This window comes from Pedobacter nyackensis (assembly GCF_032678475.1).
Taxonomy (GTDB): Bacteria; Bacteroidota; Bacteroidia; order Sphingobacteriales; family Sphingobacteriaceae; genus Pedobacter; species Pedobacter nyackensis_A.
Map to the genome: position 1 here is coordinate 84,200 of NZ_JAVTSF010000005.1, position 16,334 is coordinate 100,533.

At 38.5% G+C, this 16,334-nt stretch carries 15 protein-coding genes; 6 read left to right on the forward strand and 9 right to left on the reverse strand.

All coding sequences use genetic code 11. The annotated features are described in order from the left end of the window. Nucleotides 1–88: 88 nt before the first annotated feature. A complete protein-coding gene (locus tag R2Q84_RS16800; protein ID WP_316817741.1) occupies nt 89–544 on the forward strand; it encodes a DoxX family protein in 456 nt (151 codons plus the stop codon). A gap of 16 nt (nt 545–560) precedes the next feature. On the opposite strand, the gene R2Q84_RS16805 is transcribed toward R2Q84_RS16800, so the two are convergent. Genes R2Q84_RS16805 through R2Q84_RS16820 form a run of 4 tightly spaced genes read right to left on the reverse strand, consistent with a single transcriptional unit; the run spans nt 561 to nt 3,822 of the window. Next, entirely contained in the window at nt 561–1,070 is a 510-nt protein-coding gene (locus tag R2Q84_RS16805; protein WP_316817742.1) for a shikimate kinase, read from the reverse strand. Further along, on the reverse strand, nt 1,071–2,126 hold the full coding sequence (locus R2Q84_RS16810) for an ABC transporter permease (protein ID WP_316817743.1): 1,056 nt from the start codon (nt 2,124–2,126) through the stop codon (nt 1,071–1,073). A 2-nt stretch (nt 2,127–2,128) separates the two neighbouring features. Beyond that, on the reverse strand, nt 2,129–3,280 hold the full coding sequence (locus R2Q84_RS16815; protein WP_316817744.1) for a BT_3928 family protein: 1,152 nt from the start codon (nt 3,278–3,280) through the stop codon (nt 2,129–2,131). Beyond that, nucleotides 3,280–3,822 carry a DUF1599 domain-containing protein gene (locus tag R2Q84_RS16820; RefSeq protein ID WP_316817745.1) on the reverse strand — a complete coding sequence of 181 codons (543 nt, stop codon included), beginning with the start codon at nt 3,820–3,822 and terminating at the stop codon, nt 3,280–3,282. The genes R2Q84_RS16815 and R2Q84_RS16820 overlap by 1 nt, the downstream gene beginning before the upstream one ends. Before the next feature lie 70 nt (nt 3,823–3,892). Between R2Q84_RS16820 and folP the strand changes: the two genes are divergently transcribed. The 3 genes from folP to R2Q84_RS16835 all read left to right on the forward strand — a co-directional run bounded on the left by folP (nt 3,893) and on the right by R2Q84_RS16835 (nt 8,074). After that, a complete protein-coding gene (gene folP / locus R2Q84_RS16825; protein ID WP_316817746.1) occupies nt 3,893–4,750 on the forward strand; it encodes a dihydropteroate synthase in 858 nt (285 codons plus the stop codon). A gap of 73 nt (nt 4,751–4,823) precedes the next feature. Then, nucleotides 4,824–5,615 carry a diadenylate cyclase CdaA gene (gene cdaA, locus R2Q84_RS16830; protein WP_316817747.1) on the forward strand — a complete coding sequence of 264 codons (792 nt, stop codon included), beginning with the start codon at nt 4,824–4,826 and terminating at the stop codon, nt 5,613–5,615. Nucleotides 5,616–5,710: 95 nt separating this feature from the next. After that, entirely contained in the window at nt 5,711–8,074 is a 2,364-nt protein-coding gene (locus R2Q84_RS16835) for an ATP-binding protein (RefSeq protein WP_316817748.1), read from the forward strand. Nucleotides 8,075–8,130: 56 nt separating this feature from the next. Here R2Q84_RS16835 and R2Q84_RS16840 read toward each other — a convergent pair whose 3' ends face one another. The 4 genes from R2Q84_RS16840 to R2Q84_RS16855 all read right to left on the reverse strand — a co-directional run bounded on the left by R2Q84_RS16840 (nt 8,131) and on the right by R2Q84_RS16855 (nt 14,673). Next, on the reverse strand, nt 8,131–8,541 hold the full coding sequence (locus tag R2Q84_RS16840) for a BrxA/BrxB family bacilliredoxin (protein ID WP_316817749.1): 411 nt from the start codon (nt 8,539–8,541) through the stop codon (nt 8,131–8,133). A 122-nt stretch (nt 8,542–8,663) separates the two neighbouring features. After that, on the reverse strand, nt 8,664–9,587 hold the full coding sequence (locus tag R2Q84_RS16845) for a metallophosphoesterase family protein (protein ID WP_316817750.1): 924 nt from the start codon (nt 9,585–9,587) through the stop codon (nt 8,664–8,666). Nucleotides 9,588–9,619: 32 nt separating this feature from the next. Continuing rightward, the gene (locus tag R2Q84_RS16850) at nt 9,620–11,410 is read right to left on the reverse strand and encodes a RagB/SusD family nutrient uptake outer membrane protein (RefSeq protein ID WP_316817751.1); all 1,791 of its coding nucleotides are present in this window, start codon (nt 11,408–11,410) and stop codon (nt 9,620–9,622) included. A gap of 35 nt (nt 11,411–11,445) precedes the next feature. Further along, nucleotides 11,446–14,673 carry a TonB-dependent receptor gene (locus R2Q84_RS16855; RefSeq protein ID WP_316817752.1) on the reverse strand — a complete coding sequence of 1,076 codons (3,228 nt, stop codon included), beginning with the start codon at nt 14,671–14,673 and terminating at the stop codon, nt 11,446–11,448. 187 nt (nt 14,674–14,860) lie between these two features. Here R2Q84_RS16855 and R2Q84_RS16860 point away from each other — a divergent pair, with 187 nt between their 5' ends. Continuing rightward, nucleotides 14,861–15,487: a TetR family transcriptional regulator gene (locus tag R2Q84_RS16860; protein WP_316817753.1), complete on the forward strand. Its 627-nt coding sequence runs from the start codon at nt 14,861–14,863 to the stop codon at nt 15,485–15,487. On the opposite strand, the gene R2Q84_RS25255 is transcribed toward R2Q84_RS16860, so the two are convergent. After that, nucleotides 15,455–15,718 carry a CBU_0592 family membrane protein gene (locus R2Q84_RS25255; protein WP_410478429.1) on the reverse strand — a complete coding sequence of 88 codons (264 nt, stop codon included), beginning with the start codon at nt 15,716–15,718 and terminating at the stop codon, nt 15,455–15,457. The two genes, R2Q84_RS16860 and R2Q84_RS25255, sit on opposite strands and share 33 nt — an antisense overlap. Before the next feature lie 91 nt (nt 15,719–15,809). Between R2Q84_RS25255 and R2Q84_RS16865 the strand changes: the two genes are divergently transcribed. Beyond that, the gene (locus R2Q84_RS16865; RefSeq protein ID WP_316817754.1) at nt 15,810–16,319 is read left to right on the forward strand and encodes a hypothetical protein; all 510 of its coding nucleotides are present in this window, start codon (nt 15,810–15,812) and stop codon (nt 16,317–16,319) included. The last annotated feature ends 15 nt before the right edge of the window (nt 16,320–16,334 follow it).

A 16,334-nucleotide genomic window follows, 5' to 3' on the forward strand; every position in this document is an offset into this window, starting at 1 on the left:
TAACTTACTGTTAACAATTTACTATTGTTTGTCTCATTAGTTTTTATTAACTTTAATAGAGGACTTCATTAAAAAGAAGGCATTCTGTATGACAGTAATTCAAAAAATTGAGCACTGGGGCGATGTCCATCATGCCAAATGGCTTGATGTTATCCGTATCGTATTAGGTGTACTTATCTTTAGTAAGGGTATTGCAATTGTGAGCAATACTGCAGCACTTCAAGACATGTTAATACAAAACAACACATGGGGCTTCTCCGGCTTTATGTCTAGCCTGGGTTTACATATTGTTGGCTTTGTACACCTGGTAGGTGGCCTTTTAATTACTATTGGTCTGCTTACACGGTTTGCAGCAGTCATTCAGATCCCAATATTGATTGTTGCCGTTTTCTTTGTGAACCTGTCACGTGGATTCTCGGTACTTAACAATGAACTTTGGCTATCAATCCTGGTATTGTTACTACTGGTTTTATTCTGGGTAGTAGGCTCCGGCCCCTTCTCTGTAGACCAGATGATGAAGAAAAGACCCAACATCTATAGATAAACAAACACTGAGCAGGCTATTGTCTGCTCAGTATTAATGCCCTCATTGCATCAGCAGTGAGGTTTATTCCACTTATAGTAAGGAGTGCACGTTTGTAAAAAATATCGCGCTCGGTAAGTTTCTTTTCTATAAATTCAATCATCTGTTCCTCATTCAGATCTCTAAGCAAAGGTCTTTTCTCTTTACCGTTTTCCAATCGTTTGGCTAATGCTGCAGCAGACATTTCTATATACATAGACAATCCGTTCTCATTCATCCAGTCCATATTGTCAAAAAAGCATGGAGCACCTCCCCCTGTTGCTATTACCGTATTCGCCGGATAATCAAAGTTTTTTAAAGTTTCACTTTCCAGTTTTCTGAAAGCAGCCTCACCATGCGTAGCGAAATATTCGCCTATGGTGGTCCCAAGACTTTTTTCTATCTGATGGTCAAGATCAATAAATATATAGCCCAGTTTTTGAGCTAATTTTTTTCCCATTGTACTTTTACCACAGCCCATAAAGCCGATCAGAAATATCTTCATCATTTATGCTAGTTTTACCCTTGGATCTGCAAAGGCATATAATACGTCTACTAAAATATTAATTATTACGAATACAAATGCGATAAAAAGGATGGAGCCCATCACCACTGGAAAATCAGCCATCTCCAGTGCATTTACTGTAGTCCGACCAAGTCCGTTATACCCAAATATGTATTCAACAAAAAAGGAGCCTGCCAACAACGAAGCAAACCAACCCGATATAGCAGTAATAACCGGGTTCAAGGCATTTTTTAATGCATGTTTATAGATTATAGTATTACGACTTAAACCTTTAGCCCTTGCTGTTCGGATATAATCCTGGGCCAATACATCCAACATCGCACTACGTGTTAACTGCACAATGATAGCCAATGGCCTTAAACCTAAAGTAACCATGGGTAACCATAAGTTTTTCCAGGTCATGATTTCTCCTTTGAAAGGATCATAACTGTATAAACTCCCAGACATGTTGAGACCTGTATAATCACTCAATACAAAACCAAACAGCCAGGCAATGATAATTCCGGCGAAAAAGGAAGGTGCTGAAATACCCAGTATAGCAAATGAATTTGCTGCTTTATCTATCCAGGTATCTTTATTTACTGCTGAAACTATCCCCAGAAATACACCGATTACAGTAGCAAATACCATAGCTGTAAAAGCCAGAATAAAAGTATTGGGCACTGTTTCCGATAAAATACTGGTTACATCACGTTTTGTTTGATAAGAACGCCTTAAATATGGCCATTTAAGGGCGAGTACTTGATCCCCTATGGTAATCATTTTTAAATAATGATACTTCTCTTTGTTTTCTGCAGTATTTTCATGAAAGCCTATCGGCGATAGGTCGTTCAGGTACAAAAAAAACTGCGTAGGCTTAGATTTATCCAGTCCAAATTCCTTGCGCACAGCTTCAAGGGACGACACATCAGCACGTTGCCCCATCGTCATCCTTGCAGGATCACCGGGTAATATATTAAACAGAATAAACACCACTACAATTACGCCAGCCATTACGGCAAATCCATATAAGATTTTTTTGACGGCGTATTGCAGCATATCTACTTACTAAAATATTGATCAGCCAGTTTATCAAATGAAGGTACTGTATTGTAATGCCATTTATTGATCACTACACCATTTTTAAGCAATAATACACCAGGATTAGATCTGACCATACTTTTTAAAGGTACCGCATCAGCATAAAACACCTCGGCAAACAACTTCATCCTTTTGCTGAACAGATCAGCATCACTTGCCGAGTTAGAAGTTAACAAGACAGTCCTGATGTTAAATTGTTCAGTAGCATTTAGGGCTAATGCATTTAGGTTTGCAATGGCATTTTCATTTACATCCTTAAGGTTGTAAGCTACAATGATCAGATTGTAATATGGATTTTCTATTAATTCTTTAGTATAATCCGTACCTGAAGCGTCACTGATCAGCAGATCTTTTATTTTAGGTTCGTAACCTTTTTTTACCAGAACTTTATCCGGATCACCTACAATCTCCCAGTTGTCATCTTTCCAGATTTCTGTTTTCAGGTAGTCCTTATCACTCATCACCTTTTTCTCTCCGGTTTTTTTATTGTGCATATTGTACATAATAGCATACTCATCACCTTTTTCACCTTCCGGAATTTTCATCAGTTCAGGTATGTTCCCTCCTATTTTGTACGGCAAGAAGTCTAAAACCGGTAGTGTTGAATACGTATAAATGCCAAATAAGGTTGATGTCAGTGTTACCAATACCAATAGTGCCTGCTGTAGCTTTCCATTCTCAGTTACTGGTCTGATCAGACTGTGATTGATAAATAGATAGATGATCAGCACCAGCAAAACCAGGTCTTTAGAGAACGACTGCCAAGGTGTCAAAGGAATTGCATCACCAAAACACCCGCAAGAAGTAACCACCTTAAATGCCGCGGAAACAAAAGTTAAAAAGGTAAAGAATATAATGACTCCTAATAATCCTCCTGTAACTTTTTTGCTCCAGAAACCAAACAGTAACAATGCACCGAGAACAATTTCGAACACACAAAGTAATATGGCAATCCCCGTAGCCATGCCACCCAGAAATGACATGTGGAATACTTCAAAATACTCCTGTAGTTTGTAACCAAATCCAAGTGGGTCATTGGCTTTTATTAACCCTGAAAATATAAAAAGAACACCAACAAATATTCTTGCAAAGTTTAATGTGATCTTCTTCATTACTGAACCTCCAATTTGATCAATGCGAAAACTGCGTAATTCAACATATCCTGGTAATTGGCCTTTATACCTTCGGATACGACTGTTTGCCCCAGATTGTCTTCAATCTGTTTTACGCGAAATATTTTCATCAGGATCAGGTCCGTTAATGAACTTATCCGCATATCACGCCAGGCTTCGCCATAATCATGATTTTTATTGAACATAAGCTCTTTATTCTCATTTACCAACTCAGTATATTTAGCTTCCACTACCGCCAGTTCCATCTCCAGGGGATCCTGATCATTCAACTCCAGCTGCATCATAGCAATGACACAGTAGTTAATGATACCGATGTATTCGGGAATAATACCTTCTCCTACTTTAGAGATTTTCTTTTCTTCCAGTGTACGGATACGCTGAGCCTTTATAAAAATCTGATCGGTAATAGATGCCGGCCTTAATATGCGCCAGGCTGTACCATAGTCTTTGGTTTTCTTTAAAAAAAGCGATTTACAAACCGCTATTACAGCGTCGAATTCCTGAGATGTATTTGTTGCCAAAACAATTAAAATAATAAGTTCAAACCCGTTTTAATACCATTCCTTTTTTATCTAAGTTTGCATTAAAACAATGGCTAAAGATACATTTTTAAACCGAAAGACCACACTAAACGTAAAAGGTAGACTGATTGATTTAAGTAGTCCCTGTGTAATGGGTATCTTAAATCTTACTACAGATTCCTTTTACAGCAACAGCCGTATCAGTTCTGTTGAGCTGGCTTTACAGCGTGCTAAGGTTATCATTGATGAGGGTGGAAAATTCATAGATATTGGAGCATATTCATCCAGACCTGGAGCAGACGATGTAACCGAGCAAGAGGAAATTGACAAGATGGTTCCTGTGGTTGAAGCCATTACCCGCAATTTTCCTGATGTTTTAATTTCAATAGATACTTTTAGGGCTAAAGTTGCCCGCAATGCGATTGAGGCCGGTGCGCATATAATCAATGATATCGCAGCAGGTAATATGGACGAAGCAATGTTCCGGACTGTAGCAGATTTAAAAGTACCTTATATCATTATGCACATGAGGGGCACTCCTCAAACTATGCAGCAAAATACAGATTATCAGCATCTGATGCTGGAAATGGCTAATTACTTTTCTGCCAAAGTAAGCGAACTTAAAAACCTCGGGATAAACGATATTATTCTGGATCCGGGATTTGGCTTTGCCAAAACTATGGATCAGAACTATGAAGTCCTACGACACATGGAAGATCTGGATATTTTTGAACTTCCCCTTCTTGCCGGACTTTCCAGGAAATCGATGATTTATAAGTTCTTGGGTGGCGGACCAGAGCAGGCTTTAAATGGCACAACAGCATTAAATACTATCGCTTTACTAAAAGGAGCAAACATTTTACGGGTTCACGATGTAAAAGCTGCTGCCGAGTGCATTGCTTTAGTGACTAAGATGCAACAGCAATAATATGGCTAAAAAATTCCTAACTTGGCGAGAATTAAACAGATGCAGGCTTTGCCGGTACAATAATTAAACATAAGTGAAAACATTAGAATTTGATTTCTTAAAAGTAACAATTACTGATGCGGTAGACATTATTCTTGTCGCACTCATTATATATTACATCTACAACCTTATAAAAAACACACTAGCCGTAAACCTTTTACTGGGTATGGTTATTATACTGGTTATCCACTGGGTTGTAGATGCCCTGGATATGAAATTGCTTTCGACCATCCTTAACCAGTTCATGAGTGTTGGGATCATTGCATTGATTGTAATTTTTCAGCCGGAGATCAGAAGATTTCTTTTGTTAATCGGTAAGAATACCTTTTTGCAACAAAACAAAGCCTGGTGGGGTTATTTATTTGGCAGCAAGAATATTGAACAAAACAACCTGATTAGAATTAAGCCGATTATTGATGCCTGCAAAAGCATGAAAAAATCAAGAACCGGTGCACTCATCGTTTTTGTTAAATTTTATGATGATCAGCTTTTTGCCAATAGTTGTGAATTGATAGACTCTAAAATCTCCAAACGTTTACTGGAAAGCATTTTCCAAAAATATAGTCCCTTACATGATGGAGCAGTGGTTATTGCAGAGAATAAAATTAAAAGTGCAAGCTGCATTCTCCCTTTAACTGATAATGATAAATTGCCACCACAATTCGGCTTGCGCCATCGTGCAGGAATTGGCGTATCGGAAACCACTGATGCTGTTGCAGTTATCATTTCAGAAGAGACCGGAGAGATTGCTTATGCCAAACAAGGCAGAGTAAGAATGAATGTTTCCTTTGGAGAACTTGAAAAATTACTGAACAAGGATTTTTAATTTCATTACTTAATAACTTAGCATATATTAGCGCAGAAATTAAAATCATTAATTGATTAGTGCTGCGTATTAATCAAGTGTTTTGGTAATTACCAATGGGGTTAAATAAGTGTTTTTACGGCGCACGGCTAATACTATGCTGCTTTACAAGTTATAGTTTCGCTAATGCTAATGCAACAGTACCAGTTGCAAAAAATGGCATTATAGATCTGCGCAACCAATTACTCGATCAAAAAATCCCACTAGATGGGGAATGGTTTTTTTATTGGGATCAGCTCATCAGTCCTAATGATCTAAAACGCCATGAAGGAATAATTGTAAATTTCCCTTACAGATGGACAGACGAAATAAATGGTAAAAGCTTTCCGGCAAAGGGTTACGCTTCTTACTCGCTCACTGTTTTACTCCCAAAAACAAATGATTATTTAAGGATTTCGATGCCGGAGGTGTACTCGGCTTACAAATTATACATAAATGGCTATAAGGTTGCATCGAATGGAACAGTAAGCAAAACTGCCAACGGCTTTGTCCCCTACTGGGAAAGTAAAATCTTAGAAATACCAAAGGGTACAGACACACTAAACATATTATTACAGGTAGCAAACTTTACCCATAGCAAAGCGGGGGTAAAAAAATCTTTATGGATAGGAAATAAAGCGAACATCATATTAAAACGTAAACAGGCTGAAGCGATAGACCTTTTGTTGACAGGCTGCTTGATTATGGGCGGCTTCTTTTTTCTTGGTCTGTACCTGATGGGGAACCGTGACAAAGCCATATTGTTGTTCGCCTTGTTCTCCATAATTTACAGTTATAGGATTATGGGCATAGACAATTATGTGCTGCATAGCGTGATACCTAACATGGACTGGTACTTTACAATCCGTCTTGAATATTTAAGTTTGTTCATAGGCATTGGTTTGTTTGCACTGTACACTCGCTATCTCTATCCCAACGATGTAAATATGATGGTGATCAACACAATCGGATGGCTGTGCTTCGGTTTCGCAACAGCTACCATCATACTTACGCCTTACTATTTTACACAGCTGATGAACCCTTTTTTGATAGTTATGCTTTTCTGCCTGGTATACGTACCTTATGTTTATGCATTGGCTTACATCAGAAAAAGACCTGGGGCAATTTATGCCCTGTTAAGTTCTTTTGCATTAATGCCAGTATTTGCCATCTCCTTACTCCATTACTGGTCTCTCGTTCCGCCATTCCAATTGTTGAGTTTCCTTTTTTATGTAAGCTTTTTCTTTCTTCAATCCCTTATTTTATCTCATCGCGTATCTTTTGAACTTAAAAAGGCAAGAGCTGAAGCCGAACAGGGGTTAATTGCTAAAAGTGAGTTTTTGAGTACGATGAGCCATGAGATCAGAACCCCATTAAATGCTGTTATTGGCATGAGCCATCTTCTGTTGAAAAACACACCGAGAAACGATCAAAAAGAACAGCTGGACGTCATGTTGTTTTCTGCGAACAATCTGTTGTCGATCGTAAATGATATTTTAGACCTGAATAAGATTGAAGCAGGAAAAGTTACATTCGAACATATTGAAATGGATGTTACTTCTATTGCGAACAATATCGTTTCGGGAATGCAAAGCGCCGCACATGACAAGGGAATAGGCCTGACACTTCATGTTGATGATCAACTCAACAATAAATTACTTGGCGACCCTACGCGTTTATCTCAGGTAATGACCAACCTGGTTCATAATGCCATAAAGTTTACAAACGATGGTTTTGTGCAGGTTGGCGTTATTGTTACTGCGCAAACAGAGACTACCATTACTTTAAATATTGAAGTCAAGGACACAGGTATCGGAATTTCGAAAGATAAGCAAAAGCTCATTTTTGAACGATTTACACAGGCAGACTCCTCAACTTCCCGTGGCTTCGGTGGAACTGGATTAGGCCTGGCCATCTGTAAAAGGATATTGGAACTCCAAAACTCATCATTAAACTTATTTAGTGATGAAGGTAAAGGCTCTACGTTTTATTTCATACAGACCTTTGAAAAAAGTATAAAGACCCTGGAGTATAAAAAGCAGGACCAGTTGCCTTCAGAAAGCGACAAACCACTTACCGGAGTAGACATTTTATTGGTTGAAGACAATCTGATGAATGTACTTGTGGCGCAACGGTACCTGGAACGTTGGGGAGCTACGATTGAAGTTGCCCTAAACGGGCAGGAGGCGCTCGACAAATTAGATGTAAGCAGGCACAAGCTGATATTAATGGATTTGCACATGCCTATATTAGATGGTTATAAATCGAGTATGAAAATGCGACAAAACGGCGTCACTATTCCAATAATTGCACTTACAGCCAATCTACCAGAGGAGATTGCAGATAGGGTTACCTCAGCTGGAATTGACGACATTGTGATTAAGCCGTTTTTGCCTGATGAGCTGTACAGTAAAGTGCTATATCATATCTCATCAAAATAAAAAAGGAGGTTATCTCTTCAGATACCTCCCTTTCATAATTATTTTCTCGCTATAAATTAACAGTACTGATCAAATGCACCGATTAAACTGTCAGCAATCATTTGAGCCGGACGTCCTTCAATTTGGTGGCGTTCTATCATATGCACTAGCTTACCATCTTTAAATAAAGCCATTGCAGGTGATGATGGAGGAAAAGGCATCATATAACCTCTTGCTCTGTCTACCGCTTCTTTTTCCATACCAGCAAAAACTGTTACCAATTTATCAGGGTGTTTTTCATTAGCTGCTGCCAATCTTGCTGCCGGACGCGCATTTGCAGCGGCACAACCACACACAGAGTTCACAACTACAAATACAGTTCCCTGACCAGTGATCGCATTGTCAACATCTTCTGCAGTTTTTAATTCTTCAAAACCTACTTTAGTAAGTTCTGCACGCATTGGTTCTACTAAATATTCTGGATACATATGCTTTTATTTCTTTATTAATTTCTATTTGAATATACAAATGTACAGCACTTGTTGTTAGCATCAAAGGTTAATGGACATTAAGCGCTTAGTTTTTACGTAGAAACCAGAATTCGATCTTATTAAAACGTATGCGGAAAATATTCATTCTCAACTGTTCCATCTTCGTATAAACTCAGCATTGCATAGCCTGGAGGGGTTTCCAAGTAATAGCCAGGTCCTGCAGATTCAGCATCCCCTTTACCCCACCAGAAACCGCTCATTGCACCATTGCAGCAATACAAAACATCATTATAATGAGTATTGTCGGATAAATGATTATGTCCGCTTAAGCAAACCCTCACTTTATCGCGATGCTTGTGAAAAAGATCCTTTAGCTTTTTACAGTCAGAGTGGCCTCCGCCTACAAGAACCTGGGTAGTTCCCAAAATTGGATAATGTGACATGAGCAATGTTGGCGTAGATGCAGGTAGTTTCTCCAGCTCCTTTTCCAACCATTCGTATTGTTCCTGATCTAATGAGATGTTGCTATTGTTTCCGTCAAGCACAATAAAATGCCAGTTCTTTTTTGAAAAACTGTAGTATCTGTTGGGAATTTTCAAGCGCTTAACCACATAGTTCTTACCATACATCTCATGTTCTTTAGATGGCGCTTTCCACCATGAATCATGATTACCGATGCAACTATGCACTTCGTATTTATCCAGGGTTTTTATACAATCATCCCAAATACCCCACTGCTTAATTACCTGATCGTATACAACATTGTCGTACGATGCATCACCAATAGAATCACCACCATTCAGGAAGAAATCAGGTTTATGTTTAGTAATGATATGCTTTAAGCATTTTTTAAATCGTTCAGGGGCATTTTCACCTTCTCCAATGTGTACATCGGTTATATGCGCTACAGAAAGTGCCAGTTTTTTAGTTTTCTGATCTGGTTTCTCAGGATTGGAAGTAAAGGCCGACAGGCCGCTGGTTGCTACAGCACCAACGGCTAATCCTGCTGCCTTTAACAAAGACCTTCTTTTTAATATTGTCATCTCGTTTTTTTGCTAAATAGACTTGTTGGTTATTACCACCCGAATATCTGTTTTAGGTTCTTGTTTAATACAATTTGTTGTTGTGGAATTGGACGATAATAATATTTAGGCTCTTCAAATTTACGAACAGCCGTTTCCGTTACAATGGCTCCGCCATTGGCACCATTTTTTAAATACACGGTAGCGTCGGAGCCTATCACGCCGGTACGGTAATAATTAAGTACTACCCCTAATGAATTCTTTTCTTTATGTTCTGCATCCGGAATGGTAAGCGATCTATCTATTAAAATGATGTCTTCGATTCCGTCTCCAGTTAAGTCATATTTTCCTAAACCTGGGAAATACATTCCTTCGGGACTTTTAGTGAGTAATTTTCCAGCTTTCCATCTCATCAAATCATCGTATCGCGTATTTTCGAAAACGAACTCTACCCTACGCTCTCTTCTTATTTCGAAGATCACGCCCTGGTTTGACACCACATTGTTAAATTCTTGCTGTAAAATGAGATCAGGAGATGCATTTGCCTGAGCTAAATTGAGATCCGGCATACCTGCTCTTCTTCTAAGCAAATTAACAGATTTGTCGAGCTGCGTTTGGTTAAGCGTACCCAGTTCTGCTAAAGCTTCAGCATAATTCAACAACACTTCTGCGTAACGATAAACGGGAAAATCAACACTGTTTAAAATTGCCTGATCATTACTGTTCACATACCCTTTTAATTGGTGATAGCCTGTAAAGTTTTTATTAAGACTTTGAACGTAGGGTTTTGTATTAGGAACACTAATCCAGCCCGGATAAGCAATGGTTTGCGCTAAACGTGGGTCACGGTTTTCAAACTCTTTTACAAAACCAAATTTATCATAATTCGGCAATGCTGTAAAACGGCTACCGTCCTTCATTAAATAGGTCTGGATAAGATCCCTTGCTGGCGCTTGTTCATAATCGCCAAATACAACACCATTTACATTTTGTGTTACATTCTTAGCCTGATCAAAAACATTGACCAATATAACTTCTTTATTGCTACTTAAATCCTGACTTGAAAACAAAGCTGCATAATCCTGATCAGGTAGTCCTCTATTAAAAATTGAGAATCCTCCTTCCTTCATTATTTCATCACTTATCTTAACGGCAGTTTCAAGAAAAACATTTGCTGTTGTTGTCAAATTTAACTCAGGGTGATACTTACGAAAAGTCCCTTCATAAAGCGCTGCCCTGGAATAAAATGCAGCTACAGCCCACTTCCCTGGCGTTCCGAAAGGCACATTTGTTTTAACATGTTTATAGGCAAAATCAAGATCAGCCATTACACTATCTATAACCAGTGCACGACTATCCCGTGGATTAAACAATTCTTTATCATCAGGGTTCAAGGTTCCAGAATACCATGGCACATCGGAAAAGCGTTTTACCTTATCCAGGTAAAACTGGGCGCGATAGTACTTTGCTAAACCAACATAATGTTCCTTTATTTCGGTACTAATCTTTGCTTTATTATAATTTTCTAAAAAATAATTGATATTCCGTAACCTGGCCCAGGTCCAGCCTCCAACTATATTTTGTGCATTGACATCACCTCCCATTACATTCTTTACTTCTACAGCAGCAGTAGTAGCTACGTTATCACTACTTTGATCATCCAAATAACTTCCTCTGTCGGGCATTGATAATAATCCGTTAACATATAAAGCAAGATCTTCTTCTGTATTAAAGAAAACGTTTGGAGATATTTGTGTTTCCGGAAAACGATCCAGATCTCCCTTTTTGCAGGCAGTGATCAAAACTGCGATTGTTGCAAACAGGATGTATATATTCTTTTTCATAACTGTTTTTTAAATGATGATTAACTTCCCGATGATTAAAAGTCCAGATTTAAACCAACTGCATATCGTCTTTGGTATGGATAGGCCCAAGCACTATATCCCTGGTTTACAGCCTCAGGATCTATGTATTTTTTAATGGAAGAAAATTCATAAAGATTCTCTCCGGTAACAAATACACGGAGGCGGTTAACTTTAAAACGATTGGTTAACTTAGCTGGCAAAGTATAACCAAGGGAGACATTTTTGATTCTCAGATAAGCACCATTGAGCAAATATTTAGTTTGCGGGATATCTAAACCTGAGCCATAATTTGCATCCGCCAACCATGATTGCAACACTGGGAAATAAGAGTCCGTATTTGCATCAGCCAATCCCGCAGCTATATAAGAAGCTGAGTGTTTTGCCCTTTGTTCAGGGGAATCCGCTGCGCCTCTGTAAAAATCCAGGTTCCAGGGGTATACATTAGCATAAGGTTGCTGATAAGGTCCCCAGAACAAATAATGACGAGGATAAAAATCTCTTTTCAACACTCCTTGAAGGAATACAGAAAGATCAAATCCATTCCAGTCCATATTCATGTTAACACCAACACTATACCTATCCGTGGTATTGCCAATAACTTTAAGATCTTTTGGATCATCAGAACTTAATCCTTTTTCTATTTTTTTGTTCCCATCCAGATCTTTGTATTTAGGCCAGCCCTGAATAATGTCAAGGGCTCCCCATGGAATGATACTTGATTCATCAAGGGCATCGATTTCAGCTTGACTTTGGAACAAACCATCATTTTGCAGTCCCCAAATCTCGCCTATAGTCTGTCCTACACGGTAAGTAGATAATAAGTTTTGATCATTCTTGAATTTTGTAATCTCGGCACGAGAATCGGAAATGAAGAACTTCGTGTCAAAATTAAATGGTTTAGAGCCCAAATCAAACCGATCTCTATAAGTAACAGACAATTCCCATCCCTTTGCCCTAAGATCGGCAGCATTTTGTTTAGGCACAGCTGTTCCTAATACACCTGGTAATTCCTGCCCGCCAACAAGCATGCCTGTTGTATTGCGTATAAAATAGTCAAAAGTGAATGACAACTTATCGCTGAATAAGCCGATATCAGTACCCACATTAAGTGTAGAAACCCGCTCCCAGGTATATGTCCGGGGATCAACATACAATGGTGGGGCAGACTGAATAATCTGTTTTCTTTCTCCACCGATCAGGTATGGAGAAGTCCCTGTCGGCATAGTCTGTATGTAACCATAATCGCGATAAAATGCTCTTGAATCTGCCGCCTGATTACCCAAATCACCGTATGATGTACGAAGCTTAAATGTGGATACAACTGGAGCCAGCGGTTTAAAAAACTCTTCTCCACTGGCAACCCAGGCCACAGAAGCTGAAGGAAAAAATCCCCATCGGTGGGTTATAGGAAATCTGGAAGATCCATCATATCTTCCGGTAGCCTCTAAAATATAGCGGTTTTTATAAATGTAATTTAACCTACTGAAAACACTTGTAGAAGCATATGCAGTATAATCCGGCGAAAGTGCGATCTCACCTGTAGTTAAACTAAGATAAGGTAGAGAGGAAGAAATAAGATTATCTCTCCGGACATTAACGTTGGAATAACTATAGTCTTCGGAATTATAGCCCACCATCGCACTCAGGAAATGATCGCCAATGGTTTTTTTATAAGTAGTATATAAGTTAAATGCATTATTGAACAAATAGCCGTTATCCTCACGTGCAAAACCATTACCACCTTCTTCCCTGATGTCAGTTGGGCCAAAGCCAATTTTGTACTTCTTCGAATTGCTATTAGACTTCCATAGCTCACGCTTAAAGGAAGCATCGCCATTTACCTGGAGGTCACCATTTAAAAATGAAGCAGTTGCTCCTGTTATATTATGAAAACCAAACATCGATTGAAGATTATCCCCACCATCAACCAATCTGGCAGCAAGTCTGCCGGTCGCCGTGTTTGCCCAGGTTCCGTCAGGATTTTTCGCGACATCCGTTGGCTGCAGGTAATAAAGATCGGTGATACTAGCGTTTGGAAGTGCCTTTTTAGTTTGATAGATGTTAAGATTGTTATCTATTTTTAACCAGGATAAAGGAGAAAAACCGACTCTTGATCTTAAACCATAGCGGTTCCAAAAATCAGGAGCAAGCTTATTCAGTCCGTTTTCTTTTGTATAATCAGCAGATAAATAATAAGTCAATGGAGCTTTATTAACCTGAGCTCCTCCAGAAAAAGTCAGTGTATGACTTTGGGATAAACTGGCCTTGTTAAAGAAGAAATCATACCAGTCGTTATTCCCCATATATTGCCATCTGTTTTTATTTGGATCAGTTGGATCAATACGTGTATCGGGAAGTGAAGGATCATCGGATCTCTCTTTAGCCCACTTGTAATACTCATCAGAAAAATTCACATAATCCCATGGCGTATTGTTAGTAGAAGTCTCTAAAACTCTTGAAAAGATGTATGGATCTGTTACCGGTTCCGGAAGTACTGTCGGCTTACCCCAGGTTGTTAACGCGTTATAGCTAACTACGGTACGACCTTCTGCTCCTTTTTTAGTAGTAATTAGAATTACGCCAAAAGCAGCCCTTGCACCATAAATAGCCGCAGATGCAGCATCTCTTAATACGGTAAATGAAGAAATATCAGAAGGCGTTAACCTCAGCATATCATCATTACTTGCTGCCGGAATCCCATCAATTACGATTAAGGGCGAACCTCCGTTTATAGAGGTAAATCCCCTGATGTTTATAACAGGTACAGTACCGGGAGCACCGCCTCCATAAGTGATATTTAAACCCGGACTAAGTCCTTGTAGTCCTTGCATTACATTGGCAACTGGTCGTGATTCCAATTGTTTACCGGAAATCTGATCTATTGCACCAGCAATATTAATCTTCTTCGCCGTACCAAAACCAACGACCACTACCTCCTGGAGGTCGCCCAAATCAGGAGATAATGTTACATTTAATTGCGTTTTCCCTTCCAGCTTAATTTCCTGAGGCTTATATCCCAGGTAAGAAAATACCAGAGTCGCCTTAGCATTTACATTTGTTAAGGTGTAAATACCATTTGAGTTTGTTGAGGTCCCATGTTTCGTCCCCTTTACGGTGATGCTAACTGATGGGATTGGCCCTTTAGTTTCGGCATCCAAAACCTCACCTTTCACGGTGATATTTTGGGCAAAACCCTTTGCTACAAAAAGCATGAAGCAAATTAGTAGTAGCTTTTTTTTCATAATTGCATTGAGATTTAGTTTAATTTGGTTTGTTATGTTAATCTAACAAGCTCGGCAAACATCGGTTAGTTAGATTAACATTAGGTTAGAACTAAATTAATAAATTAATTGAACATACATTCAATTAATAAAAATAAATTCAAGGATTAAGATTATTTTTGATTAATTTCAAAGCTTAAATTTTATCATGGGTAGAAAAAGTATTAAAGAGGCAAGACAAGTAGAAATCATCAAGGTATTTTATAAAGTAGCGAAAACCGAAGGCTATGAGAATACCTCTATAGCCAAAATTGCGAAGGTTATGGATATAAATCCTAGTCTCATTATTCACTACTTTGAAACAAAAGAAGACCTTACTTATGGACTTATTGACTATATACTTGAGCGATATTTGTTAATCTATACAATTAAGAACAAAGATGGAGTTACGCTTTCAGACTTAAGTAAAACGATTGACATGCTCTTTTCAAAAAAATGGAACTTACTATTTGACGACGGACTGTTCTACACCTTTTATGCTTTGGCGTTCAGACAAAAGAAAATCAAAGCTAAATATAAGACTATACTAGACTCACTTCGCTTTGCACTTGCTTCAATGATAGAACGATGCAATGAGCAAGATTTCATACAGGTTCAGGATCCAAAAGCAGCAGCTGACTTAATTTTTGTACTGGTTGATGGCGCCTATTTTTACCTTTCCTTAGAGGATGATAAAAAGATTTATGCAGAAAGATTGGATTACTATAAAGGTAAAGCCTATCAAATTTTGGGCATCAATAATTTAGTCCTTTCCGACGTTCCCTTGAGTTCTTAACCGGCGGGTCAAACCGTACACCCCAATAAACGTCCAGAGCAGGTTAGCCATAACATTAGGCATATCACTGTTTTCAAGTGCTATCGTTACTAAACACAACCCGCCCATGACATTAATGAGCTGGAAAATGCGCGATTCGGCAGTTAAAACTTTTATACTCAGTAAAAAATAGCCTCCCGTACATAAAATCACACCTAACCAACCAATACCTGATATTATAATTTCCTGCATATTTATTATTCCTGTAAAAGTTAAATGCAAAATTGCTTTTTTTTTTGTAACGGCCTAATTTGATGTTAGTCTTTCCTATATTATTTATTATTTGACCCTTTGTCTCGTACCGAATTTACTGTCAAATACCTGGAAAAACTTAATTTTCACTTCCGGCGATGGAATTAGGGGCATTGATGGCACAAAAATCAAAATTACATTTAAGCAGTATTTTGACACCATAAACGGTATTGATGATGCCGCATTCGGACTGGAAAACTCCATAGCACTTTTAGCGAACTCAAACTATTTTGCGAGAACTATGGAGATTATGCACGTGGGGGAAGTTAAAGATTGTGTAATTGAACCTGCAGAGGCATACATGTTTAACACTCTCCCATATAAATACTTCATACCCGTTATAGCTACAATAAAAGGAATCTTGCCGAAAAAAGCTTCGTATCTTATAGATCAGATGCCGCTTAGCTTCGTTTCATTCAAATGGAAAACCGCCACGTTGAGCGGTTACATAATCGAATTATCAGTTGATTTAGCCAGAAACACAGATAACGAAATAAAGCTGTTACTAACCTCACGGAGTAATCTACTTAATATGGTATAAAATCAATAGTTCAGC